The organism is Ruegeria sp. YKSD163 (assembly GCF_059612905.1).
Map to the genome: position 1 here is coordinate 87,275 of NZ_JBXWRM010000001.1, position 24,878 is coordinate 112,152.

The window sequence follows — 24,878 nt, forward strand, 5'->3', positions numbered from 1 at the left end:
AGGAGGATAGCGCGATGCCCGACCCCGGTTACAGGACACTCGACACCGGCCGGTTGGGCCGGATCGCGGGCTGGATGCAGGGCTATGTCGACCGGCGCCGCTATGCGGGCAGTTCGGTGCTGGTCAGCCAGGGCGGGCACGAGATTTTTTTCCACGCAGCCGGTCAGCGCAGCATCGAGAACCAGTTGCCCTTTACCCGTGACACGCTGGTGCGCATCTATTCGATGACCAAGCCGGTAACCTCGCTTGCGGTGATGATGCTGGCCGAACGCGGGCTGTTCCATCTCGACGCGCCGGTGTCGACCTTTCTGCCGGCCTTTTCGGACATGCAGGCGCTGGTGCCCGGGGCAAGCGCGATTGACCAGACCGAGCCAGCACCCTCGCCGTCGCTGCACCAGTTGCTGACCCATACCGCCGGGCTGAGCTATCCGTTCAACCCGGGCGTTCTGGCGCGCGCGATGGAGGCGCAGGATCTGCTGTTCAAACCGGGTCAGGGCGCGTTGGCCGACATGGTCGACAAGGTGGCGGCGCTACCACTTGCATTTCAACCGGGAAGCCGTTGGGAATACTCGGTTTCCATCGACATTCTGGGGCGTGTGGTCGAGGTGGTGTCGGGCCGGACTCTGGCGCAGTTTTTTCAGGACGAGATTTTCGCCCCGCTAGGCATGACCGAGACCGGGTTCAGCGTGCCCGAGGGCGCGGGCGACCGGTTCGCCTCGCTCTATACGCCTCTGGCCGGGGATGCGATGGCGCTTAACGATGCCCATTCCGGCGGCGATACGCTGCGCCTGTTCGACGAGGCGGGCAACTCGCCTTTCGAGAATGCCAGCATGTATTCCGGCGGCGGCGGTCTGGTCAGCACGATCGACGACTACCGCCGCTTTGCCGAGATGCTGCGCCGGGGTGGCGAGGTGGACGGGCATCGCCTGATCGGCCCGGCAACGCTTGATTTCATGATGCGCAACCATTTGCCGGGCGATATCGCCTCAATGGGACCGCAAAGCTTTGCCGAACAGCCGATGGAGGGGATGGGCTTTGGCCTGGGTGGCGCCGTGGTTCTGGACCCGGCCCGCGCCCGCACCCCCGGATCGGTCGGTGATTTCAGCTGGGGCGGCATGGCCTCGACCTTTTTCTGGCTGGACCGCGTCAATGACATGACGGTGGTGTTCTTCACCCAATTGTCACCCTCCAGCGCCTATCCCTCGCGGTCGGAACTCAAGGCGCTGATCCATGGAGCATTAAGCGAATGACAGATCCCCGGCCCATTCTCTGGACCCCAAGCAAAGCCCGCGCCGAGCAAAGCCGCATGGCGGCGTTTCAGCGTTGGTTGGCAGAGGAGCGCGGGCTGGAATTTGACGACTACAATGCCCTCTGGGAATGGAGCATTACGGATCTGGCTGGGTTCTGGACTGCGATCCGCGATTTCGCGGGCATGCCGTTTCAGGGGGGCGACGGTCGGGTGCTGGCCAAGCGGCGGATGCCCGGTGCGGTCTGGTTTCCCGGCGTCACCACCAATTTTGCCCGGCAAATGCTGCGCCATGCCGAGAGCCGCCCCGAGGCACCTGCGCTGATCCTGCGCTCCGAGGGGTTCGGCCGCAAGGAGGTCAGCTGGGCGCAACTGGCGCAACAGGTGGCCAATGTGGCCGCACAGCTGCGCGCCATGGGCGTGGGGCAGGGGGACCGGGTGGTCGCGATCCTGCCCAATACTGATAGTGCCGTGATCGCCTTTCTGGCCGCGGCCAGTATTGGCGCCATCTGGTCGCTTTGCGCCCCGGACATGGGCCATGTGGCGATCCTGGACCGGTTTCGCCAGATCGAACCCAAGGTGCTGATCGCGCAGGATGGTTATGTTCACGCGGGGCGCACCATCGACCGGCGTCCCGTGCTGGAGGAGATTCGCGCCGGTCTGCCCAGCCTGACCCACACGGTTCTGGTGCCGGTGATGGGGGATGCGTCGCCGGGGATGACCCCTTGGGACGAGATGACGCAAGGCACGGCCAGAGCGGAATTTACCGATCTGCCCTTCGATCATCCGCTGTGGATCGTCTATTCCTCGGGCACCACCGGCAACCCGAAACCCATCGTGCATGGTCATGGCGGTATCCTGATGGAGGGCGCCAAACAGGCGCTGCATCAGGATCTGGGCGTTGACGACCGCTTTCTCTGGCTCACCTCATCCGGCTGGATCATGTGGAACGCGCAATTCGTCGCCACGGGGCAGGGTGCCACCGTGGTGCTGTTTGACGGGGCGGCCAACCACCCCGACATGTTGGCGGTCTGGCGCGTGGTGGCCGACGAGCGGGTGACCAGTTTCGGCGTCGGCGCGGCTTATGTCACCCAATGCCTGAAATCGGGGATCCGCCCGCGCGAGTCGCTGGATCTGTCGTCGCTCAAAGCGCTGGGGACCACCGGCTCGCCCTTGACGGCCGAGGGCTATGACTGGGTCTATGACGCCGTGGACCCGGATATCTGGCTGGCGCCGATCTCGGGCGGGACCGACCTGTGCGGGGCCTTTGTCGGCGGCAACGTGATGCTGCCGGTGCGTGCAGGCGAGATGCAATGCCGCTATCTGGGTAACGCCGTGCGCAGCTTTGACCCGGAAGGCAATGAGATCATTGGCGAAGTGGGCGAGCTGGTTTGCACCGAACCGCTCCCCTCGATGCCGCTTGGGTTCTGGGGCGACACGGATGGCAGCCGCCTGCACGAGAGCTATTTCGACACCTATCCCGGTATCTGGCGCCATGGCGACTGGATCGAAATCACGCCAGAGGGCGGTTCGGTGATCTATGGCCGCTCAGACGCCACCATCAATCGCAAGGGGCTGCGGCTCGGTTCGTCCGAGATCTATCGCGCGGTCGAGGCGCTGCCCGAGGTGCTGGACAGCCTTGTGGTCGATCTGGAGTTTCTGGGCCGCGACAGTTTCATGCCGCTCTTCGTGGTGCCGGCGCCGGGGCAGCTGCTGGACGAGGCCCTGCGTGACCGCATCAAGACGGCCATCCGCGAAACGCTGTCGCCGCGCTTCATCCCCAACGACATCGTTCAGATCGCCGAGGTGCCGCGCACCCTGTCGGGAAAGAAGCTGGAAGTTCCAGTCAAGAAACTGCTACTGGGGGGCGACCCGGCGCAGGTGGTGAACCGGGACTCGATGGCGAACCCGGAAAGTTTCGATTTCTTCGTGACTTACGCGGCCGGGCGACGCTGACGCCGGAGGATGCGACATGACCGATGCGGAACGCCAGCTGCTTGACCTGCTCGATATCGAGCGGTTGGAGGTGGATTTGTTTCGTGGCACCGGATCGGGGGGGGAAACGCCGACCCGCATCTATGGCGGGCAGGTCATCGCCCAGGCATTGGCCGCTGCCTATCGCACGGTCGAGGACCGGCTGTGCCATTCGCTGCATGCCTATTTCATCCGCCCCGGTGACCCATCCATTCCCGTTATCTATCAAGTGGATAGAGCGCGGGATGGAGGCTCTTTCACAACCCGTCGGGTGGTGGCAATTCAACATGGGCGCCAGATCCTGAACCTGTCGGCCTCGTTCCATGCGGGCGATGACGGCTGGGATCATCAGCATCCGATGCCGGATATTTCCGGTCCTGAAACCCATCCGACGCGACAGGCTTTGCAAGAGCGTTTCATCGACCGTATCCCGCAGAAGTACCGCGCCGAGTTCACCCGCGCGCGTCCCATCGAAATCCGCGAGGTCGAGCCGCGCGACATGTTCGAGCCGATCCCGACCGACGACCGTCATTACCTTTGGTTCCGCATGGGTGCGGCAGCCGGGGCAGGGCCGGCGATGCAGCATCTGCTGCTCGCCTATGCCTCGGACATGGGGTTGCTGGGCTCGGGCCTGCGGCCGCACGGGCTCAGCTGGTATACGCGTCAGGTCAACGGCGCCAGCCTGGATCATGCCATGTGGTTTCACGCGCCGATCCGGTTTGAGAACTGGCATCTTTACGCGATGGACAGCCCGTGGACCGGCGCCGGGCGCAGTTTCAACCGGGGCAAGATCTATGCCGAGGATGGCACGCTGGTGGCCAGCGTGGCGCAGGAAGGGCTGATGCGGCGCCTGAAATCCGAAGGCTAAAGCTTGCCGCCGAATTGCCGGTTCAGCTTGCGCATGCCGCCCAGCCAACGGTCGTAATCTGCTGTTTTCATACGGATATAGTCCAGAACCTGCGGATGTGGCAGCACCAGAAAGCGCCGATCGCGGATGGCCTGAACACAGGCCTCGGCCACGTCCGAGGGTTCCAGCAGTCCGTCCAGCGCCGCCACCGATTCCTCATGCCCGCGCGTCATTTCCGAGCGGACCGCCTGCGGACACAGAACCGACACGCCGATCCCGTCATCGCCATAGGTCATCGCCAGCCATTCGGCCAGACCAACCGAGGCGTGTTTGGTGACCCCATAAGGTGCCGCGCCAACCTGATTCAGCAGACCCGCCGCCGAGGCCGTGTTGAGCAGATAGCCACCACCGCGCGCGATCATGCGCGGCACCACATGGCGCGCCGCCCAGACCTGAGACATCACGTTGATATCCCAGATGCGCTGCCAGTCCGCATCCGGTGTCTCGATGCCGCCAATGGTCAGGATACCGGCATTGGAGCAAAAGAGGTCGATGGGACCGATCAGGGTTTCCACATGCTCGATCAGGGCGGCGATATCAGCCTCGCGGCTTACATCACAGCGCAGGGCGACACCGCCAACCGCTTGCGCAACGTCCTCGGCGCCTTGCAGGTTCAGGTCAGCACAAACAACGCATTTCGCGCCCTCGGCGGCGAAGCGTTCGGCGAGGCCGCGCCCGATGCCGCTGGCCGCACCGGTCACGACAACGATCCTGTCTTTCAGTTCCACGGCGGTCTCCCATATTGCGCATTGGCTAAAGCGACGTCTGATCAGTGTGTTACGGGAACACCCTCAGCGATCGCCATTGTTTGAGCGGGCTTGGTTGCCCGGGATTTCCCTCAACGCTAGCGCAAGCGCGGGGCGGTGCCAATCCACGCCATCTGCGTGACGTTCCGGCATCTGGGTGTACGTTTAGAATACATAATACCGATTATAAGAGTCACGGATATCATACTCTGGATCACATACGATCCGCCCTTTTCGAGCGTAGCGCGGCAAAGGCGTCGTATTGCGACAGGAATACCCGCCCTGTCAGTTCTTCAAGAAAATGACTGCGGGCAAGACGGTCCATCACCGGTCCTTTGACCTCGGACAGATGTAGTTTGACACCCAGATCGCCCAGCCGTCGGTTGATCGCCTCAAGCGATTCCAGCGCGCTGAAATCGACCTCGTTCACGGCCGAGCACATCAGAATTACGTGGCGCAAGGTGTCGCGGTCGCGCAGGACCCGGTTCAGGATCAGGTCCTCCATCCGGCGGGCATTGGCGAAATAGAGGCTCTCGTCTATGCGCAGCGTCACCACGGCGGGATCGGTTTCTACCTTGTGGCGCAGGATGTTACGGAAATGCTGGCTGCCAGGCACCTGCCCCACCTCGGCCACATGCGGGCGCGAGGTTTTCCAGACAAAGAGCAATAGCGAAATCAGCACGCCGCTGGCCACGCCTATTTCAACGCCAGCGAGCAAGGTCAGCGCAATGGTGGCAAAGACAGCAGCGAAATCGGCGCGCGAATAGGACCAGGCCCGCGACAGGATCGACAGATCGACCAGCGACAGCACCGCCACGATGATGGTAGCGGCCAGCGTCGCCTTGGGCAGAAAATACAGGAGCGGTGTCAGGAACAGCGCAGCCACCAGCAGGCCCACGGCTGTAAAGGCTCCTGCCGCAGGCGTTTCGGCCCCGGCATCGAAATTCACCACTGAGCGCGCGAAACCTCCTGTCACCGGGTACCCGCCAGACAGCGAAGACGAGATATTGGCGGCTCCCAGCGCGATCAGTTCCTGATTGGGGTCGATACGCTGTTTGCGTTTGGCAGCAAGGGTTTGCGCGACGGAAACGCTTTCGACATACCCGATAATCGAGAGGAGCGCAGCCGGGCCGATCAGCGCCGGTATAAGGCCCCAGTCTACACTCGGAAGGCCAAAGGGCGGCAGACCCATTGGAACCTCACCCACCACGGCAACGCCCAGCGACGGCAGGTTAAGCACCCAGGCCGCAAGCGTTGTGCCAATGACGGCAAAGATCGGTCCAATCCGCGCCAACGTGGAGGCGAGAGCCTTCGGCAGGCCGCATTTTTCATGCAGAACGCGCGCTAGTCCTTTGCGAACCCAAAACAAAAAACCAAGAGCGACTAGGCCTGTCACCAGCGTTGCCAGATTGACCTGTCCCAGATGCCGCGCCAGATCGAGCAGGATTTCGGGCAGAGTATGCCCATGCACCTGCACGCCAAGGATATGTTTCAACTGGCTCGCCGCGATCAGCAGGCCCGAGGCGGTTATGAACCCCGCGATCACCGGATGGCTGAGGAAATTTGCGACGACGCCTAGCCTTAGCGCGCCCATCGCCAGAAGCATAGCGCCCGACAACAGCGCCAGCACCCCCGCAGCGGCCACGTATTCGGGAACGCTCGACAGGTTCAGTGGCGCCAGCGCCGAGGCGGTCATCAGCGAGATCACCGCCACCGGCCCCACCGCCAGCGCCCGGCTGGTACCAAACAGCGCATAGGCCACCAGAGGCAGGATCGAGGCGTATAGCCCCACCTCGGCCGGCAGACCCGCCAGCAACGCATAGGCCAGCGACTGCGGGATCAGCATCACGGTCACGATGACGGCGGCGATCAGGTCACCACTCAACTCCGCTCGGCCATAACTGCGGCCCCAGTCGAGGATCGGCAGATAGGTCCGGGCCAGCCCGCGTATGCGTTGATTCATCCCTGTCCCCTGCCCGATCCGTGCCAGCCATACATATTCACGTAACCTTATATGAATGAAACACGGCGAATGTGAAGGGGGCCAGATGAAAAAAGCGCGAGGCCTGAGCCCCGCGCCTTTGATTTCAAAACCTGAGGGAGGGTCAGAAAAATGCCTGCAACCCGGTCTGTGCCCGGCCCAGGATCAGGGCGTGCACGTCATGGGTGCCTTCATAGGTGTTCACCGTCTCCAGGTTCACCATGTGGCGGATCACCTGGAATTCCAGGCTGATGCCGTTGCCGCCATGCATGTCGCGGGCGTGGCGCGCGATTTCCAGCGCCTTGCCGCAGTTGTTACGCTTGACGATCGAGATCATCTCGGGCGCGGCCTTGGCCTCGTCCATCAGGCGGCCAACGCGCAGGCTGGCTTGCAGGCCCAGCGCGATCTCGGTCTGCATATTGGCCAGTTTCAGCTGGAACAGCTGGGTCTGGGCCAGCGGGCGGTTGAACTGTTTGCGGTCCAGGCCGTATTGCCGCGCGCCGTGCCAGCAGGCCTCGGCGGCGCCCATAACGCCCCAGCTGATACCATAGCGGGCACGGTTCAGACAGCCGAACGGACCTTTCAGGCCCGAGACATGCGGCAACAGCGCCTCTTCGCCCACCTCGACACCGTCCATGACGATCTCGCCGGTGATCGAGGCGCGCAGCGACATCTTGTTCTCGATCTTCGGTGCGCTCAGCCCCTTCATGCCCTTCTCCAGCACAAAGCCACGGATCTTGCCGTCATGCGCGTCAGACTTGGCCCAAACGACAAAGACATCGGCGATCGGCGCGTTCGAGATCCACATCTTGGTACCGGTGAGCCGATACCCGCCGTCGGTCTTGATGGCGCGGGTCTTCATACTGGCCGGGTCCGACCCGGCATCGGGCTCGGTCAGGCCGAAACAGCCGATCCATTCGCCGCTGGCGAGTTTAGGCAGGTATTTCATCCGCTGCTCTTCGCTGCCATAGGCATAGATCGGGTACATCACCAGCGAGCTTTGCACCGACATCATCGAGCGATAGCCGCTGTCGACACGCTCGACCTCGCGCGCCACCAGGCCATAGGTCACATAGCCCGCGCCGATGCCACCATATTGTTCGGGGATGGTGGTGCCCAACAGGCCCATTTCACCCATCTCGCGAAAGATCTCGGGGTCGGTATGTTCGGTCTGGAACGCTTGCGTGACGCGCGGTTGCAGCTTTTCCTGCGCATAGGCGCGGGCGGCATCGGCGATCATGCGTTCGTCTTCGCTCAGTTGGTCGGTCAGGCGGAACGGATCCTCCCAGTCGAAACCGCCCAGATCGGGCTTGTCCTTGTCACGCAGGGCGGGCTTGGCGGCGATATCCATCGGGAAAACTCCTGAAATACGGTCTGACGGGACCATATCTTTCCCGAACCGCAAAATACAGCGAGACTTTTGCGGGTTTTCATGAGTAAAACGCATACATGCTGACCTCGCGCAAGTTCTTTCCGTCGATCTCCTCGCTGCGCGCGCTCGAGGCGCTGGACCGGCTCGGCTCGGCCTCGGCTGTGGCCGAGGAACTGGCGCTGACGCAAAGTGCGGTCAGCCGTCAGTTGCAGACGCTCGAAGGACAGATGGGCGTGGAGCTGATCCGGCGCGACCGCAAGCGGCTGTCGCTGACACCGGCGGCGCAGGACTACGTGACCGAGATCCGAGAGGCGTTGAACCGGATCGCGCAGGCCTCTCTTAGGTTGCAGGTGGCGCCGGCGGGCGGCACCGTCAATCTGGCGATCCTGCCCACCTTCGGGATGCGCTGGCTGATGCCGCGCCTTCCCGAATTCTCGCGCCTGCACCCGGATATCACCATCAACATGACCACCCGGCTGCGCCCGTTCAACTTTGCCACAGAACCCTTTGATGCTGCGATTCATTTTGGCGAACCAGATTGGCCTGGCACCGACCGGCTGCTGCTCAAGTCGGAGCGGGTGCTGCCGGTCTGTGCGCCGGGCCTGCTGCCACATGGGGCGCCAAAATCGCCCGGCGACCTGCTACGTCTACCGCTGCTGCATATCCAGACCCGCCCGCGCGCTTGGCAGGACTGGTTTGCGCAGATGGGGGTCGCCTGCCCCGAAACGTTGCCCGGCACGCTTTACGACCAGTTCGCCACCATCGGACAGGCGGCGCTGCACGGGCTGGGGGTGGCGTTGTTGCCGAATTACGTGGTGGAACAGGACCTGGCCACCGGGCGGCTGGTCGCCGCCTATCCCGACGCGGTCGAAACCCTGGGCGCCTATTACCTGGTCTGGCCACGCGCGCGCGGCAACGACCCGTCGCTGCGCGCCTTTCGCCACTGGCTGGCGGCGCAGGCCGAGCCCGAGGAGGGCCTGCCGCGCTAGACGCCCCCTGCCCGCCTCAGCCCAGCGCGTAACCCGCGCCGCGCACCGTGCGCACCGGATCGTCTCCGCCATGCTGGGTCAGCGCCTTGCGCAGCCGTCCGATATGCACGTCGACGGTGCGGGTATCGACATAGATGTCACGGCCCCAGACCCGGTCCAGCAGCTGTTCGCGGCTCCAGACCCGGCCCGGTTTCTCCATGAAGGTCGACAGCAGCCGAAACTCGGTCGGGCCCAGCTTCAGCGGCTTTTCCGAGCGGCTGACCTTGTGGGTTTCGGCATCCAGCACGATATCCTCGTATTCCAGCCGCAGCCCCACGGTCGAGGGGCGGACCCGGCGTAGCTGGCTGCGCACGCGGGCCATCAGCTCGACCACCGAATAGGGTTTGACCACGTAATCGTCGGCGCCGGTTTCCAGCCCGCGGACCTTGTCCACCTCTTCGCTGCGCGCCGACAGCATGATGACAGGGATGCTGCGGGTCTCGGGCCGGGTCTTCAACCGCCGGCAGACCTCGATGCCACTCAGGTTCGGCATCATCCAGTCCAGCACGATGATATCAGGCGTGTCCTCGTCGACCAGCAGCATCGCCTCTTCGCCGTTCTCGGCGCGTATCACGCGAAACCCCTCGGCCTCGAGATTATAGGCCAGCACCTCGCGCTGCGCCATTTCATCCTCGACCACCAGAACGCTGGGTTGATCGGCTGACATCTGTCCCGTGCCTCCTTACGCGGTGGTTGACGTCACATCGCCCTTGGGGCGCATCTCGTCGGGGCGGTTGCCGGTGACGAGATAGACGACCTGCTCGGCGATCGAGGTGACATGGTCGCCCATGCGCTCGACATTCTTGGCGATGAAATGGAGATGCATGCAGGGAGTGATGTTGCGCGGGTCCTCGGCCATGAAGGTCAGGAACTGGCGGAACAGCGCGTTATACATCTGGTCCACCTCATGGTCGCGCTCGATCACATCGGCGCCCAGCTCGGCGTCACGCTGGATATAGGCGTCCAGCGCATCCTTGAGCATCAGCTCGACCTCGCGCGCCATCCGGCGCAGGGCTGCGGCGCTGTCGCCCACCTGCGGCTGATCGACCAGCACCGTGGTCCGCTTGGCGATGTTCTTGGCGTAATCGCCGATCCGCTCCAGGTTCGAGGCGATTTTGAGCACCGTCAGCACCAGCCGCAGATCGCCTGCCGTGGGCGCGCGCAGCGCGATCAGGCGCGCGGTTTCCTGGTTGATCAACTCTTCCAGTGCGTCGATCGCCTTGTCGCCGGCGCGCACCTCGTTCGCCAGTTCCGCGTCGCGGGTTTCCAACGACCGGGCCGAAGCCATGATTGCCGCCTCGACCAGGCCGCCCATCTTCATGATATGGGCCTGGATCGCCTCCAGATCCCGGTCATAGACCGAGGTGATATGTTGTTGAGCCATGTGTCCTGCTCCTGTCCTCAGCCGATGCGGCCGGTGATATAGCTTTCGGTCCGGGGATCTTCAGGATTGGTAAAGATCTGGCCGGTCTCGCCGTATTCCACCAATTGGCCGAGGTGGAAAAAGGCGGTTTTCTGGCTGACCCGAGCGGCCTGCTGCATCGAGTGGGTAACGATCACCACCGAATAGTTCTGCCGCAGCTCGTCGATCAGTTCCTCGACCTGGGCGGTGGCGATCGGGTCGAGTGCCGAACAGGGCTCGTCCATCAGCAGCACCTCGGGTTCGGTGGCGATGGCGCGGGCGATGCACAGTCGCTGTTGCTGGCCGCCCGACAGGCCGGTGCCCGGTGCGTCCAGCCGGTCCTTGACCTCGTCCCAGATGGCGCCGCGGCGCAACGCTTGCTCGACCAGATCGTCCAGTTCCGCCTTGCTCCGGGCTAGTCCATGAATGCGCGGACCATAGGCCACGTTGTCATAGATCGACTTGGGGAACGGGTTCGGCTTCTGGAATACCATGCCGACCTTGGCGCGCAACTGAACCGGGTCGACCCGCTTGTCATAGATGTCCTCGCCATCCAGCATGAACACACCTTCGACGCGCGCCACCGAGATCGTGTCGTTCATCCGGTTCAGGCAGCGCAAGAACGTGGACTTGCCGCAGCCAGACGGCCCGATGAAGGCGGTGACGGTCTTGTCCTCGATATCGACGTTCACGTCCTTGATCGCGTGCGTGTCGCCATAATAGACCTGACAGTCGCGGCATTCCATCTTGATTTCTTTGGTTCCCACGGTTCTCTCCAGTCGAGACATGTCGTTCATTTTGTCGCTCTCCTTTACCAGCGGCGTTCGAACCGGCGGCGCAGTATGATTGCCAGTGCGTTCATGCACAGAAGAAAGACGAGCAGTACGATAATGGCACCCGATGCCCGTTCGACAAAGGCCGGATCACCACGTTGCGTCCAGTTGTAGACCTGAACCGGCAGCGCCGAGGCAGGGTCGAAGAACCCCTCCGGCGGGCCCGCGGGAAACTCGCGGACAAAGGCAACCATGCCGATCAGCAGCAGCGGCGCGGTCTCCCCCAGGGCCTGTGCAAGGCCGATGATGGTGCCTGTCAAGATGCCAGGCGCGGCCAGTGGCAGGACATGGTGGAACACCGACTGCATCTTGGACGCCCCTACCCCCAGCGCCGCATCCCGGATCGACGGCGGCACCGCTTTGAGCGCGGCGCGCGTGGCGATGATGATCGTCGGAAGCGTCATCAACGTCAGAACAAGGCCGCCGACGATGGGCGCCGATTGCGGCAGTCCCGCCATGTTGATGAAGATCGCAAGGCCAAGGATACCGAACACGATAGACGGTACCGCGGCCAGGTTGGCGATGTTCACCTCGATGGCATCCGTGAGCCAGTTCTGCGGCGCGAACTCCTCCAGATAGACCGAGGCTGCAACCCCCAACGGCAGCGCCAGCAGCAGCACGATCATCATCATGTAGAGCGACCCCAGGATGGCAACGCCCAGACCGGCGGCTTCCGGACGTGTGTCCGAAGCATCGGGCGCCGTGAAGAACTGCCAGTTGAAACCGGTTCGCAGCAATCCGGCCTCCTTCATCTGATCGGCCAGCTGCAACTGCGCGGGCGAGATGTTCCGGTCAAGCTCGGCCGAGGCCATGGTGACGCGGCCTTTGTAATAGCCGTCGATCCGGCCCGAGGCGAGCACTTTGAACTGTACCGTCTCGCCGATCTGGTCGATGTTGTTCAGCACATAGTTCCGCAACTGCGCCGGCGCTTCCTTGGACACCAGCTCGGCGGCATCCTTCTTGTTGATACCCTCGACATTGATACTGGCCTGTTCCATGGCCTGCTCCATCGCGTTCGCGATCAGCGGCGCATAGCCAAAGGTCGTCACCTTGGCGATCTTGTCCGGGTTGCGGTCGCCCGCCTTGTCAAGTTTCGCCGGGTCCAGAAAGACATCCACCGTGATGAAGGTCTGGCTGAAGGCCGAGACCCCGTTCGAGATGATCGAACCCAGCAGACCCGCAAGGCAGAGCACACCGAAGATGACCGCGGCCAGCCCCATCATCCGGAACCGGTTTTCGGCCGAGTTGCGTTTGCGTGTCCGCGCGTCCTTGTCGAACAGCGATCCGGCATGCCGCCTGGGGGATGCCCCGATTGAATTCGCGGTTGCGTCGGTCATTCGTACTGCTCCCGGTATTTGCGCACGATGTAGAGCGCGAGGACGTTGAGCCCGAGGGTAAAGACAAACAGGGTGAGACCCAGGGCAAAGGCCACCAGGGTTTCAGGGCTGGCGAACTCGGTATCGCCAGTCAGCTGACTGACGATCTTCACGGTTACCGTTGTCATCGCCTCGAACGGGTTCAGGCCCAGCTTGGCGGCAGCACCCGCCCCCATGACCACGATCATGGTCTCGCCGATGGCCCGGCTGGCCGCGAGCAGAATGGCGCCGACGACCCCCGGCAACGCTGCCGGCAGGATCACCTGGCGGATCGTTTCGGATTGCGTCGCACCCAGACCGAAGGACCCGTCACGCATGGATTGCGGCACCGCGTTGATGATGTCGTCCGACAGGGAACTGACGAAGGGGATCAGCATGATGCCCATGACCAGACCGGCGGTCAGCACCGACGAGGACGAATTGCCCAACCCCATCGGCTGCGCGATCCAGTCGCGCAGGAACGGCCCCACGGTGATCAGTGCGAACAGGCCGTAGACGATGGTCGGAATACCGGCCAGGACTTCGATCGCGGGTTTTGCAAAGGCTCGCATCGTCTTGCTGGCATATTCCGCAAGATAGATCGCGATCAGCAGCCCGATCGGTACCGCAAACAGCAGCGCGATGAACGAAACATAGAGTGTCCCCCACAGGAGCGGCAGGATGCCCAGTTCGGATCCACCGCGGAATTGCGGGTTCCAGACCGTCGAGAAGAAGAATTCCCGCGCCGGGTACAGCTTGAAGAAATGGAAGGTCTCGAACAGCAGAGAGGCGACAATACCGGCTGTCGTCAGGATCGCCACCAGAGAGGCGCCGACAAGCAGGGAAAGAACGAAGCCTTCGCTGACGTTGCGTGCGCGCCGGTCGGGGGAAACGCGCGACATGGCAAGCAGCGTGCCTGCGGCACACACGGCCAGGACCAGAGCGCTCATCAAGAGCGACGCGGTCTTGTTCGCCTTGCGATAGTCCTTGGCCGCCTCGAACACCTGCACCGGCACTTCCGCGCCTAGCGCAATGCCGACACTCGCCAAACGTGCACGAATGTTGGTGAAATCGGCGCGCATCTGATCAAGCTCTGCCTCGGACATCCCACCATCGGTCATCAGCGCGTCAAGCCCGCCGGCGATACGCCGCACGTCGGCCATCACCAGGCTGCGGGCGCCACCTTCCGGGATCACGCTGTCGGGAATATCGGCGCTGATGCGGCCTTCGATCAGGATCGGCTGCATGAACAGCCATGCCACCATCAGCAGCAGGGCCGGAACGGCCGAGAACAGAAATACCATCTGTCCATAATAACCCGGCAGGGAATGCAGCCTCTTGCCGGAACTCGCGGAGAGAGACAGGGCGCGCTGCCTCCCGAGGAAATAGCCGAGCACGGCGATGCCGAGCACGATCAGGGTAATGATGCTGACGCTCATCTTGCTCTTCCGCAGAGGGAGTAAAAAAGACCGACGGCGTCGCGCGGACACCGTCGGCCATTGGGGCTTTGCTTAGTTCAGCGGGCCCATCGGGGTCCGGTTGGCAACGGCTTCCTGGGTTGCTGCCAGTTCCGGGTCAGAGACCAGGCCATATGCGGACAGCGGGCCATCGGGGCCGGCGATCTCGTCGGAGACGAAGAATTCGATGTACTCCTGCAGGCCAGGGATCACGCCCAGGTGTGCGTTCTTGACGTAGAAGTACAACGGACGCGACACCGGATATTCACCCGAAGCGATCGATTCAACCGAGGGAACCACGCCGTCCATGGTGGCAACGACCAGCTTGTCGGTGTTGTTCTGGTAGAACGACAGGCCGAACACGCCGATGCCGTTCTTGTTGGCGTCGATGCGGGCCAAGGTCTCGGTATAGTCGCCGTCGATGTCGATCGACGCGCCGTCGGTGCGCAGTGCGTTGCAGCCCTTGGCTTTTTCGTCGCCCGCGGCCTTGAACAGTTCTTCGGCGCCGGTGGCTTCACAGCCAGCGTGGATCACCTTGTCGTCGAACACTTCACGGGTGCCGTGCTTGGTGCCCGGGATGAAGGCCAGGATCGCCTGATCCGGCAGGGCCGGGTTCACGTCTTTCCAGGTCTTGTTCATGTTGTCGACCAGAGCGCCGTCCTTGACCACCTTGGCGGCCAGGGCGTTGTACCAGTCGGCCGGGGTAAAGGCGAAGGTTGCGCCGTTGATGTCAGAGGCGAACACGATGCCGTCATAGCCGATGCGAACCTCCTGGATCTCGGCCACGCCGTTCGAGGCGCACAGGTCGATGTCCGACTGCTTGATGCGCGAAGACGAGTTGGCGATATCGATGGTGTTTTCGCCAACACCTTCGCAAAGCTTCTTGCGGCCGGCGCCCGAACCGCCCGATTCCACGACCGGTGTCGGGAATTCAAAGTTTTCACCAAACGCTTCGGCAACGATGGCGGCATAGGGCAGAACGGTAGACGAGCCGGCGATCTGGATCTGATCGCGGGCAGCGGCAGCGGTAGCCGAAACAGCAGCAATTGCCAGGGCCGAAGCCGACAGTTTCACAAAGGACATTGCAGTCTCCTTGACAGCGGTAATCTAGTGATCATCCCCATGATGATCTCGGGCCGACTTCTAGGGGTCGTGCATGAGGCTTTTGTGACGGGTATGTAACAGGGATATGACAAAGCCAGGATTTGTGACGGCAAGTTTGCATGACAGCCATGTGACAGAAGCATGACGTCGCTGTTGCAGCGGCGGATCATTGCCCGGGGCGACGAGTCGGCGCTATTTCGGCAGAATCACGGTAAAAGTGGTGCCGCTGCCCAGGGTGCTTTCCACCCGCATCCGGCCACGATGGCGGTTAACGATATGCTTGACAATGGCCAGCCCGAGTCCGGTGCCGCCCTTCTGGCGCGAGCGGTGGTTGTCGGCGCGATAGAAGCGCTCTGTCAGGCGAGGCAGATGCACCGCGTCGATGCCGGCCCCCTTGTCCGAGACCTGGATACGGGCGGCGGGACCGCGCACCGCAGGGTCGCGCTCGGCCTCGCTGAGGGTGACGCGCACCTCGCCGCCGCTGCCGCCATATTTGATCGCATTCTCGATCAGGTTGGTCAGGACCTGGCGGATCTGGTCCTCGTCTCCGGGCACAATGACCGGGGTCTCAGGACCGGTGCTGTGCAGTTCGACCCCCGCCTCGGTTGCCAGCGGGCGCAGTGAATTGAGGGTCGAAGCAATCTGCGCCGTCAGATCCACCGCGCCTCGGGGGCGGACCCGCTCTTCGCTTTCGACCCGGTTGAGCGACAGAAGGTCGCCCACCAACCGGTTCATCCGCCCGGCCTCCTGCTCCATGATGCCCAGGAACCGGTCCTGGGCGGCAGGATCGTTGCGCGCCGGGCCGCGCAGGGTTTCGATGAAGCCCATGATCGCGGTCAGCGGCGTGCGCAGCTCGTGGCTGACATTGGCGACGAAATCGCGCCGCATCTGCCCGGCCTGTTCCATTGGGGTGACGTCGCTAAAGCTGACCAGCACCGCGCCGCCCGCAACCGCGCCGATCCCCTTCACATAGCGGCAGGCCACCTCGAACGTGGTGTCCTGTGCGCCGTCATTGGCCAGATGGCGGCTGCGGCTGGCGCCCTTGTCGCGCAGGGAGCGCTCGATTGCCTCGATCACCTGCGGCTGGCGCAGGATGGTGGCATAGTGCCGCCCGACGATCTGCTGTCCCAACAGCGTCTGCGCCTCGGTATTGGCGGCGATGATGCGTTCAGACTGATCGACCAGCAGGGCCGCCAGTGGCATGGCGGCCAGAAACTCTTGGTTCTGATCCTCGGGCATCGTGGCGTTCCCGAGTCAGTCGACCACGGTCAGGCTGTCGCGGAACCGGCGCATGTTTTCCTGATAGTGCTTGGCACTCCAGGCGATGCGGGCGACGGCGGCCTCGTCAAGCTGGCGCACCACCTTGCCGGGCGCCCCCATCACCAGCGAGTTGTCGGGGATTTCCTTGTTCTCGGTGATCAGGGCACCAGCACCGATCAGACAGTTGCGGCCGATCCTGGCGCCATTCAGCACGGTTGCGCCCATGCCGATCAGTGAGTTTTCCCCGATGGTGCAGCCATGCAGCATGACCTTGTGGCCAATAGTGCAGTTCGCTCCGATGGTCAGGGGATAGCCCGCGTCGATATGCATGACGCAGTTTTCCTGCACATTGCTCCCCTGCCCGATCCGGATCTCTTCGTGATCGGCGCGGATGGTGCAACCGAACCAGACCGAGGCGCCCTCTTCCAGCACCACCTTGCCGATCAGGTTGGCATCGGGGGCGACCCAGGTGTCGGGATGGATATGCGGGCGGTGCTCGCCCAGGGCATAGATGGTCATGACAGGTCCTCGAATTCACTTTGCAGCTTGCGCACATGTTCTTGCAGCGCCGGTTGCTGGATGCGGCGCATCCGCTCGGCGCTGACAATGGTTTTCAGCCGTTCCTCGGTGGCGTCCAGATCGTCGTTGATCAGGACATAATCGTAATAGCCCCAGTGGCTGATCTCGTCCCAGCTTTTGAGCATCCGGCGCGAGATCACCTCGGCGCTGTCCTGGCCCCGGCTTTCCAGGCGTCGTCGCAGCTCCTTGATGGACGGCGGCAGGATGAAGATCGACAGCGCGTGCTTGCCCAGATCCGAGTTGCGGATCTGAATCTCGCCCTGCCAGTCAACGTCGAACAGCACATCCTGGCCTGCCTCGATCGTGTCGCGCACGGGGCCTGCGGGCGAGCCATAGAAATTGCCGAACACATGGGCATGTTCCAGCATCTCGCCGCGCCGCACCTGTCCCTTGAACTGGTCTTCGCTCAGAAAGTAGTATTCGCGGCCATGTTCCTCGCCCGGGCGCGGGGCGCGGGTGGTGGCCGAGACCGAGAATTTCAGACCCGGGTCCCAGCTCATCAACCGACGGGCGAGCGTGGACTTCCCCGCTCCCGAGGGTGAGGAGAGAATGATCAAGAGGCCACGGCGGTCTGTCATCTGTCTTGCTTCCTGTCTTTATTCCACATTCTGCACCTGCTCGCGCATCTGGTCGATTACCGCCTTCAGCTCCAACCCTACCCCGGTCAGATCAGCATTTTGCGACTTTGAACAGAGTGTGTTCGCCTCTCGGTTGAATTCCTGCATCAGGAAATCCAGCTTGCGGCCCACCGCGCCGCCCTGGGTCAGCAGGTCGCGGGCGGCCTTGATATGGGCTTGCAGGCGGTCCAGTTCCTCGGTCACATCGGCCTTGACGGCGAGCATGGCCAGTTCCTGCGCCACCCGGTCGGGATCGGCGCCGTCGCTGTTGCCCAGCACGCGGGCCAGATTGGCGCGCAGGGTTTCGGCCACCAGCGGTTTTCGCGCCTCTGCCAGCGCCGCCGCCTGCGCGCTCAGGTCCGCAACGCGGGTCAGGTTGTTTTGCAGAATCTCGACCAGCGCCTTGCCTTCGGTCTCGCGCATTTGCAGGAATGCGGCGATCAGCGGACCCAGTTCGGCCTTCAGCCGTTTCACCAGCGGGGCCGGATCGTCGCCGCCGCCACCGGCCTCCAGCACCCCCCTCAGCGCCAGCAGATCGGCCGCGCGCGAGGGTGCCAGCGTCATGCCCCGCGCCATCGCCTGATCCTCGACCTCCAACAGCGCCTCCAGCACCGCCGCCAGCGCCGCCGGGTTCAGAGACAGCGCCGCGCCCTCCTCGCCCCGGCTCAGCCGCAGGCTGAGCGTCACGCTGCCGCGCGTCAGCGCCTTGCCCAGATCGGCGCGGATCGCGGTCTCCAGACCTTCGAGCCATTCGGGCACGCGCAGACGCAGATCCAGCCCCTTGGCGTTCACGCTGCGCAGCTCCCAGCTCCAGCTAAACGGCGCCAATTCGCCGCGCGCCGAGGCGAAACCGGTCATGGATCTGATCATCGCTGCCCTCTCTGGTGGTTCCGGTCCAGCCGGAAATGCCCCCGCACCTAATGCCAAGCCCGCCCCTTGGGCAAGACCCGGCCGGATTTTCGTCAAGTTTTACCCAGTTAACCATTCGTTAAGAATTAGGTCCAAGATTGGGGCAACCCGTGGCAGGTTAACGTTTAGGTAACCTGTCTTAAGCTCAGCCCTTGCCCTGCAGGACGCGAGCCAAGGCAGGAGAACGACGAGCAACAGGGTAACGGTGATGAAGACTTTTTTTGGTGGCAAATTCCGGTCGGGATCCGGGGACAGTGCGGGGAACGTAATCTCGATGGACCGGTTTCGCAGCGGACGTACCGTGTCGCCGCTTCGGCAGGCCGAAGCCTATTGGGCGGCCCTGCGCGACGGTGACGGGGTGCCGCGACGCTCGGACATCGACCCGCGCGGGCTGGAGAACATCCTGGAATACACGTTCATACTGGAACGGATTGCACCCGGTATCGCCCGGTTCCGCCTGGCCGGCAGCCATCTGAGCGAGATGGCCGGGATGGAGGTGCGCGGCATGCCGCTGACCGCGTTTTTCACCGCTGCCGCCCGCTCCGAGATCGGGGCCACGCTGGAACATGTCTTCGACACGCCGGCCATCGCCGAAATGACTTTGAACGCGGAACGGCGGTTCACCGCTCCTCGGGTCGAGGCGCGGATGATCCTCTTGCCGCTGCAAAGCGATTTCGGTGATGTCAGCCGGGCTCTGGGTATCATGATCTCGGATGGGCCGCTGGGCACTGGCGGGCGCCGCTTCGAGATCGCCGGATCGACTCTGCGCGACCTTCCTGCGGCAGCTGACACGGCAACGGAACAGATCTCTGGGCCTGCTGAAACTGTGGGGTTTGCCGAACCACGCACGGGATTTGCGGGCGGCAAGCCGCAGTTGCGCCTGGTTCTACCCGAGGATTGAAGGAAAACTCGGGGTCACAACGGAAATGGCCCGGGACGATGTCCCGGGCCAATTTGTCTAAAGTCTGATACTGCTTCAGCTCGCGGCGCGGCGGCGCTGACCGGCGCGCAGCCGGGTCAGTTCCTCGGCCACGAGAAAGGCCAGTTCCAGCGACTGGCTGGCGTTCAGGCGCGGATCGCAGGCGGTGTGATAGCGGTCGCTCAGATCCTCGTCCGTCACCGCCCGCACGCCGCCGGTGCATTCGGTCACGTCCTGGCCGGTCATCTCGAAATGCACGCCACCCGGCACGGTGCCCTCGGCCTGGTGCACGGCGAAGAAGTCGCGCACCTCGCGCAGGACCGAATCAAAGGGCCGGGTCTTGTAGCCCGAGGCCGATTTGATCGTGTTGCCATGCATCGGGTCACAGACCCAGGTCACCTTGGCGCCTTCCTCGCGCACCGCCTTGATCAGGCGCGGCAGGTGGTCACCCGCCTTGCCCGCGCCAAAGCGCGCGATCAGGGTCAACCGGCCCTCTTCGTTCTCGGGGTTCAGCTTGGCCATCAGCACCTTGAGATCCTCGGCGGTGGTGGTCGGCCCGCATTTCAACCCAATCGGGTTCAGCACGCCGCGGCAGTATTCCACATGCGCGCCGTCCGGCTGCCGGGTCCGGTCGCCGATCCAGATCATGTGTCCCGAGCCCGCCAGCCAGTTGCCCGAAGTCGAATCGAGCCGCGTCAGCGCCTCTTCATATTCCAGCAGCAGCCCCTCGTGGCTGGTGTAGAACTCGACCGTCGAGAATTGATGCGTGGTATCGGCGGTGATGCCCGCCGCGCCCATGAAGTCGATCGTGTCCTGGATACGGTCGGCAATCTCGGAATATTTCTGCACGTCTTGTTCGTCGGTAAAGCCCAGCGTCCAGGAATGCACCCGGTTCATGTCGGCGAAACCACCGGTCGAAAAGGCGCGCAACAGGTTCAGCGTCGCCGCCGCCTGGGTATAGGCCTGCAGCATCTTCTGCGGGTTGGGTATCCGCGCCTCGGGGGTAAAGGCCAGTTCGTTGATGATATCACCGCGATAGCTGGGCAGTTCAACCCCATCCACCACCTCGGTCGGCGCGCTGCGCGGCTTGGCGAACTGACCCGCCATGCGGCCGACCTTGACCACCGGCACCTTGGCGCCGAAGGTCAGCACCATCGCCATTTGCAGCATCACCTTGAACGTGTCGCGGATGCCGTCGGCACTGAACTGGTCAAAGCTTTCGGCGCAATCGCCGCCTTGCAGCAGAAAGGCCTCGCCGCGCCCTGCTGCGCCCAGATGCCGTTTCAGCCGCCGGGCCTCGCCGGCAAAGACCAAGGGCGGATACTGGGAAAGCTGCGCCTCGACCCGGGCCAGTTCGGCCTGATCGGTATAATCGGGCATCTGGACCCGCGGTTTCGCGCGCCAGGTCGATTTTTGCCACTCGCTCATCGCTCTCATCTCCGCAAGGATATTCACAGGGGGCCTCTATACAAAATGACCCGGGCAGAGACCATATCAGATTTGCGCCTCTTGACGTCGCAAACAAGCTCTGAGCAATGTGAATGACAACCCAGCGCAGACGCCCCCGACGTGGCGTCACATAAGGCAAGGAACGCGCGCATGAAAGAGCAACGCCAAGTTGTCAGAGTGGATACCGGCCAGAAGAAGCCGCAGAGGTTTGTCTTTGTCCTGCTCGACCAGTTCACGATGTTGTGTTTCGCCTGCGCTGTCGAGGCGTTGCGCATCGCCAACCGGATGGCGGGACAGCAGCTGTATGAATGGTCGGTCGTGGGCGAAGGCGGCGCCTCGGCGACGTGTTCGAACGGTACCGTGTTCAAGCTCGACGGCGATCTGGACGAGTTGCGGCGCGAGGATGTGGTGCTGGTCTGCGGCGGCATCGACGTGCAGAAGGCCACCACGAAAAAGGTGGTCAGCTGGCTCCGGCGAGAGGCGCGGCGCGGTCCGGTGATCGGTGGGCTCTGCACCGCCGGCTATACCCTGGCCAAGGCCGGTCTGCTGGACGGCAAACGCGCCACCATCCACTGGGAAAACCAGGACAGTTTCATCGAGGAATTCGAAGAGGTCACTCTGACCAAGTCGGTTTTTGTCATCGACGGGCCGCGCATCACGACGGCGGGTGGCACCGCCTCGATCGACCTGATGCTGAAGCTTATTGCCAATTCCCATGGCGAAGAACTGGCCAACGCGGTGGCCGATCAGCTGATCTATTCCTCGATCCGCACCGATCAGGACACCCAGCGCCTGTCCACCCCTACCCGCATCGGCGTGCGCCACCCCAAGTTGAGCCAGGTCATCCAGATGATGGAGCGCAATATCGAAGAGCCGATCTCGCCCGCGCTGCTGGCCAAGGATGTGGGCATGTCCACCCGCCAGCTGGAACGACTGTTCCGCCGCTATCTCAGCCGCAGTCCCAAGCGCTATTACATGGAACTCAGGCTGCAAAAGGCGCGAAACCTGCTGATGCAGACGGACATGAGCGTGATCAACGTGGCGCTGGCCTGCGGCTTTGCCTCGCCCAGCCATTTCTCGAAATGCTACCGTGCGCATTACAACACCACGCCCTATCGCGAACGCGGCGCGCAAAGCGCGCGGCTGTCGGTCTAGCGTCACGCGCAGCTTGTGTCGCCGCTGCCAGACACAGGCTTGCGTTTTTGACACCAGGGCGCGTTCGTACCAGATGAACGACCTGTAAAAGACGCGGCGAGCAGGGACTAGCCCCCCGGCGCCACGCGATAGACCGCGCCCCGGCCTTCGGAGATGAACCAGATCGTGCCGTCGGGCGCCTCGACGATGTCGCGGACGCGCTCGGTCTCGGGTCCCTCTAGCCGCTCGGCTTCACGCAGGGGGCTGCCGGTCAGTCTGACGATATGGTCGAATTTCAGCGACCCGACAAAGATGTCTCCGGCCCAGTCAGGCCAAAGAGCGCCGGAATAGACCAGCAGGCCAGAGGGGGCGATTGACGGATCCCAATGGAACTGCGGCTGCTCCATCCTCTCTTTGTGGGTACCTTCGCCAATCTTGGCCCCTGAGTAATGCCGGCCATAAGAGATCACCGGCCAGCCGAAATTGGCACCGGGCCGGATCAGGTTCACCTCGTCACCGCCGCGCGCGCCATGTTCCGAGGTCCAGAGCCGCCCTTGTGCATCCAGCCCCGCGCCCTGCGGATTTCGGTGCCCCAGCGACCAGATCTCGGGCCGGATACCGCTTTGTCCCACAAAGGGATTGTCGGCCGGAATGCTGCCATCTGGATGGATGCGGATCACCGATCCTTGCGGGTTGCCCGGATCCTGCGCGCTCTCATCGTCGCCGCGATCGCCCAGGGTGACGAACAGCGTCCCATCCGGGGCCTCGACCACCCGGCTGCCGAAATGGCGGCCGCCCTGCCCGCCCGGTGGTACCTCGTAGATACGACTGAGACCGGTCAGGCGGCGGTTGTCCTCGGTCAGCCGCGCGACCGCCACCGCCGTTCCAGCACCGCCACCCGCTTGTGGCTGCGCATAGGTGAGGTAAAGCCGCCGGCTGCGGGCGAAATCGCGGGAGAGGGTAATATCCAGCAAACCGCCCTGCCCCGCGACCCGCACCCGAGGCAGACCGGCGACCTCGCTCTTGCGGCCCTGTGCGACATGCACCAACACACCGTCCCGCTCTGTGACAAGAAATCCGCCGTCAGGCAGCGGTGCCACTGCCCAGGGTGACTCCAACCCTTCTACCATGGCTTCGACCCTGAGCGGCCCCGCCCGCGAGGACAGTTCGGCGCTGACCTGCCCGGAGGCAAGCAGGCTTGCTATCATCAGAATCACGCTACCAAGTTGTACGATTGTCATCCCGTTTCCTCCCGTCCGCCCAGTCTCAATTCAAGACCAGGATAACCAAAACATCCATGATTTCCGGCACCAAACCACTTTTTCGTTAGGACTTTTCTTTTGGCGACAGCTTGCCTAGGGTTTCGTCAGAACGATTACGTTCCAACAAGGGAGTAACATATGAAAAAGCTTCTCACGGCCACTGCGGCCTCTGCCCTGATGGCAAGCGCGGCCTTTGCCGGTGGTCATGCCAAAGAGGTGAAGATCGGCGTGATTCTGGGCTTCACCGGCCCGATCGAATCGCTGACGCCCTCGATGGCCGATGGTGCCGAACTGGCGATGAAGGAAGTCACCGACTCGGGCCTGCTGCTGGATGGCGCCACCGTGACCTCGGTGCGCGCGGACTCGACCTGCGTCGACGCCGCTGCAGCCACCGCCGCCGCCGAGCGTCTGGTGACCTCGGACAAGGTTGACGGCATCATGGGCGCCGACTGTTCGGGCGTGACCGGTGCGATCCTGTCCAACGTCGCCGTCCCGAACGGCGTCGTGATGATCTCGCCCTCGGCCACTTCGCCCGCGCTGTCGACCGCCGAAGACAACGGCCTGTTCTTCCGCACCGCGCCCTCGGATGCCCGTCAGGGTGTCGTGATGACCGAAGTGCTGATGGAAGAAGGCATCAAGGAAGTCGCGCTGACCTATACCAACAACGATTATGGCAAGGGTCTGGCGGACAGCTTCCAGGCCGCGTTCGAGGCCGCTGGCGGCACCGTGACCATCTCGGCCGCGCATGAAGACGGCAAGGCCGACTATTCGGCCGAAGTGGGCGCGCTGGCGGCCGCTGGCGGCGACCGTCTGGTGGTTGCCGGTTACGTCGACCAGGGCGGTTCGGGCATCGTGCGCTCGGCCATCGACTCGGGCGCGTTCGACACTTTCCACTTCCCCGACGGCATGATCGGCGCCAAGCTCGAAGAGAATTTCGGCGACGAGATCGAAGGGTCGAGCGGCCAGCACCCCGGCACCGACAGCCCGGGCGTTGCCAAGTTCTCGGAAATGGTGGGCGGCGCGTTCGATTCCACCTCGCCCTTCACACCGGAATCCTATGATGCGGCGGCCCTGATCATGCTGGCCATGCAGGCGGCCAACTCCAAGGACTCGGGCGATTACAAGTCCAAGATCATGGATGTGGCCAACGCACCGGGTGAAAAGATCTATCCCGGTGAACTGGCCAAGGCGCTTCAGATCATCAAGGACGGCGGCGAGGTTGACTATGTCGGCGCCACCGCGGTTGAGTTGATCGGGCCCGGCGAAAGCGCCGGCAACTACCGCCAGATCACCATCGAAGGCGGCAAGATCACCACGGCCAAATACCGTTGATCGCCCCGCGAT

The 24,878-nt window shown here is 63.3% G+C and carries 22 protein-coding genes; 7 read left to right on the forward strand and 15 right to left on the reverse strand.

Annotated elements, in window-relative coordinates:
* Positions 1–14 precede the first annotated feature (14 nt).
* From AC2FNA_RS00430 to AC2FNA_RS00440, 3 genes are read left to right on the forward strand one after another with little or no spacing between them, the layout of a single operon-like run.
* Complete coding sequence (locus tag AC2FNA_RS00430) at positions 15–1,250, forward strand: serine hydrolase domain-containing protein (protein WP_496823572.1); 1,236 nt, start codon at positions 15–17, stop codon at positions 1,248–1,250.
* Complete coding sequence (locus tag AC2FNA_RS00435; RefSeq protein WP_496823574.1) at positions 1,247–3,202, forward strand: acetoacetate--CoA ligase; 1,956 nt, start codon at positions 1,247–1,249, stop codon at positions 3,200–3,202. The genes AC2FNA_RS00430 and AC2FNA_RS00435 overlap by 4 nt, the downstream gene beginning before the upstream one ends.
* A gap of 16 nt (positions 3,203–3,218) precedes the next feature.
* The gene (locus AC2FNA_RS00440; RefSeq protein WP_496823576.1) at positions 3,219–4,088 is read left to right on the forward strand and encodes an acyl-CoA thioesterase; all 870 of its coding nucleotides are present in this window, start codon (positions 3,219–3,221) and stop codon (positions 4,086–4,088) included.
* Here AC2FNA_RS00440 and AC2FNA_RS00445 read toward each other — a convergent pair.
* The 3 genes from AC2FNA_RS00445 to AC2FNA_RS00455 all read right to left on the reverse strand — a co-directional run bounded on the left by AC2FNA_RS00445 (position 4,085) and on the right by AC2FNA_RS00455 (position 8,205).
* Positions 4,085–4,855, reverse strand: a complete 771-nt coding sequence (locus AC2FNA_RS00445) for an SDR family oxidoreductase (RefSeq protein ID WP_496823578.1) — start codon at positions 4,853–4,855, stop codon at positions 4,085–4,087. The two genes, AC2FNA_RS00440 and AC2FNA_RS00445, sit on opposite strands and share 4 nt — an antisense overlap.
* 232 nt (positions 4,856–5,087) lie before the next feature.
* Positions 5,088–6,836, reverse strand: a complete 1,749-nt coding sequence (locus tag AC2FNA_RS00450; protein WP_496823580.1) for a SulP family inorganic anion transporter — start codon at positions 6,834–6,836, stop codon at positions 5,088–5,090.
* 142 nt (positions 6,837–6,978) lie between these two features.
* Positions 6,979–8,205: an acyl-CoA dehydrogenase gene (locus tag AC2FNA_RS00455; RefSeq protein WP_496823582.1), complete on the reverse strand. Its 1,227-nt coding sequence runs from the start codon at positions 8,203–8,205 to the stop codon at positions 6,979–6,981.
* 98 nt (positions 8,206–8,303) lie between these two features.
* Between AC2FNA_RS00455 and AC2FNA_RS00460 the strand changes: the two genes are divergently transcribed.
* Positions 8,304–9,215, forward strand: a complete 912-nt coding sequence (locus AC2FNA_RS00460) for a LysR family transcriptional regulator (protein WP_496823584.1) — start codon at positions 8,304–8,306, stop codon at positions 9,213–9,215.
* A gap of 16 nt (positions 9,216–9,231) precedes the next feature.
* Here AC2FNA_RS00460 and phoB read toward each other — a convergent pair whose 3' ends face one another.
* From phoB to AC2FNA_RS00510, 10 genes are all read right to left on the reverse strand, one after another.
* A complete protein-coding gene (gene phoB, locus AC2FNA_RS00465) occupies positions 9,232–9,921 on the reverse strand; it encodes a phosphate regulon transcriptional regulator PhoB (protein WP_011047684.1) in 690 nt (229 codons plus the stop codon).
* 15 nt (positions 9,922–9,936) lie between these two features.
* Positions 9,937–10,638: a phosphate signaling complex protein PhoU gene (gene phoU, locus AC2FNA_RS00470; protein WP_234144245.1), complete on the reverse strand. Its 702-nt coding sequence runs from the start codon at positions 10,636–10,638 to the stop codon at positions 9,937–9,939.
* A 17-nt stretch (positions 10,639–10,655) separates the two neighbouring features.
* Positions 10,656–11,453: a phosphate ABC transporter ATP-binding protein PstB gene (pstB, locus tag AC2FNA_RS00475; protein ID WP_496823586.1), complete on the reverse strand. Its 798-nt coding sequence runs from the start codon at positions 11,451–11,453 to the stop codon at positions 10,656–10,658.
* Between the two features lie 14 nt (positions 11,454–11,467).
* Positions 11,468–12,826, reverse strand: coding sequence for a phosphate ABC transporter permease PstA (pstA, locus tag AC2FNA_RS00480; RefSeq protein WP_496823588.1), 1,359 nt, complete (start codon positions 12,824–12,826; stop codon positions 11,468–11,470).
* A complete protein-coding gene (gene pstC, locus AC2FNA_RS00485; protein WP_496823590.1) occupies positions 12,823–14,283 on the reverse strand; it encodes a phosphate ABC transporter permease subunit PstC in 1,461 nt (486 codons plus the stop codon). The genes pstA and pstC overlap by 4 nt, the downstream gene beginning before the upstream one ends.
* Positions 14,284–14,355: 72 nt before the next feature.
* Entirely contained in the window at positions 14,356–15,384 is a 1,029-nt protein-coding gene (locus tag AC2FNA_RS00490; protein ID WP_496823592.1) for a substrate-binding domain-containing protein, read from the reverse strand.
* 213 nt (positions 15,385–15,597) lie between these two features.
* The gene (locus AC2FNA_RS00495) at positions 15,598–16,644 is read right to left on the reverse strand and encodes a sensor histidine kinase (protein ID WP_496823594.1); all 1,047 of its coding nucleotides are present in this window, start codon (positions 16,642–16,644) and stop codon (positions 15,598–15,600) included.
* A 15-nt stretch (positions 16,645–16,659) separates the two neighbouring features.
* Positions 16,660–17,184 (reverse strand): gamma carbonic anhydrase family protein, encoded by a 525-nt coding sequence (locus tag AC2FNA_RS00500; protein WP_496823596.1) that lies wholly within the window; start codon positions 17,182–17,184, stop codon positions 16,660–16,662.
* Positions 17,181–17,822 (reverse strand): guanylate kinase, encoded by a 642-nt coding sequence (gene gmk / locus AC2FNA_RS00505; RefSeq protein ID WP_011047676.1) that lies wholly within the window; start codon positions 17,820–17,822, stop codon positions 17,181–17,183. The genes AC2FNA_RS00500 and gmk overlap by 4 nt, the downstream gene beginning before the upstream one ends.
* A gap of 18 nt (positions 17,823–17,840) precedes the next feature.
* A complete protein-coding gene (locus AC2FNA_RS00510) occupies positions 17,841–18,731 on the reverse strand; it encodes a YicC/YloC family endoribonuclease (protein WP_496823598.1) in 891 nt (296 codons plus the stop codon).
* Between the two features lie 247 nt (positions 18,732–18,978).
* Between AC2FNA_RS00510 and AC2FNA_RS00515 the strand changes: the two genes are divergently transcribed.
* The gene (locus tag AC2FNA_RS00515) at positions 18,979–19,671 is read left to right on the forward strand and encodes a PAS domain-containing protein (protein ID WP_496823600.1); all 693 of its coding nucleotides are present in this window, start codon (positions 18,979–18,981) and stop codon (positions 19,669–19,671) included.
* A gap of 75 nt (positions 19,672–19,746) precedes the next feature.
* On the opposite strand, the gene AC2FNA_RS00520 is transcribed toward AC2FNA_RS00515, so the two are convergent.
* Positions 19,747–21,117: a class II 3-deoxy-7-phosphoheptulonate synthase gene (locus AC2FNA_RS00520; RefSeq protein WP_496823601.1), complete on the reverse strand. Its 1,371-nt coding sequence runs from the start codon at positions 21,115–21,117 to the stop codon at positions 19,747–19,749.
* A gap of 171 nt (positions 21,118–21,288) precedes the next feature.
* Between AC2FNA_RS00520 and AC2FNA_RS00525 the strand changes: the two genes are divergently transcribed.
* A complete protein-coding gene (locus AC2FNA_RS00525) occupies positions 21,289–22,293 on the forward strand; it encodes a GlxA family transcriptional regulator (protein ID WP_496823603.1) in 1,005 nt (334 codons plus the stop codon).
* A 107-nt stretch (positions 22,294–22,400) separates the two neighbouring features.
* On the opposite strand, the gene AC2FNA_RS00530 is transcribed toward AC2FNA_RS00525, so the two are convergent.
* On the reverse strand, positions 22,401–23,513 hold the full coding sequence (locus AC2FNA_RS00530; protein WP_496823605.1) for a PQQ-dependent sugar dehydrogenase: 1,113 nt from the start codon (positions 23,511–23,513) through the stop codon (positions 22,401–22,403).
* Positions 23,514–23,672: 159 nt separating this feature from the next.
* On the opposite strand from AC2FNA_RS00530, the gene AC2FNA_RS00535 reads away from it, so the two are divergent.
* Entirely contained in the window at positions 23,673–24,866 is a 1,194-nt protein-coding gene (locus AC2FNA_RS00535) for an ABC transporter substrate-binding protein (RefSeq protein ID WP_496823607.1), read from the forward strand.
* Positions 24,867–24,878: the final 12 nt, after the last annotated feature.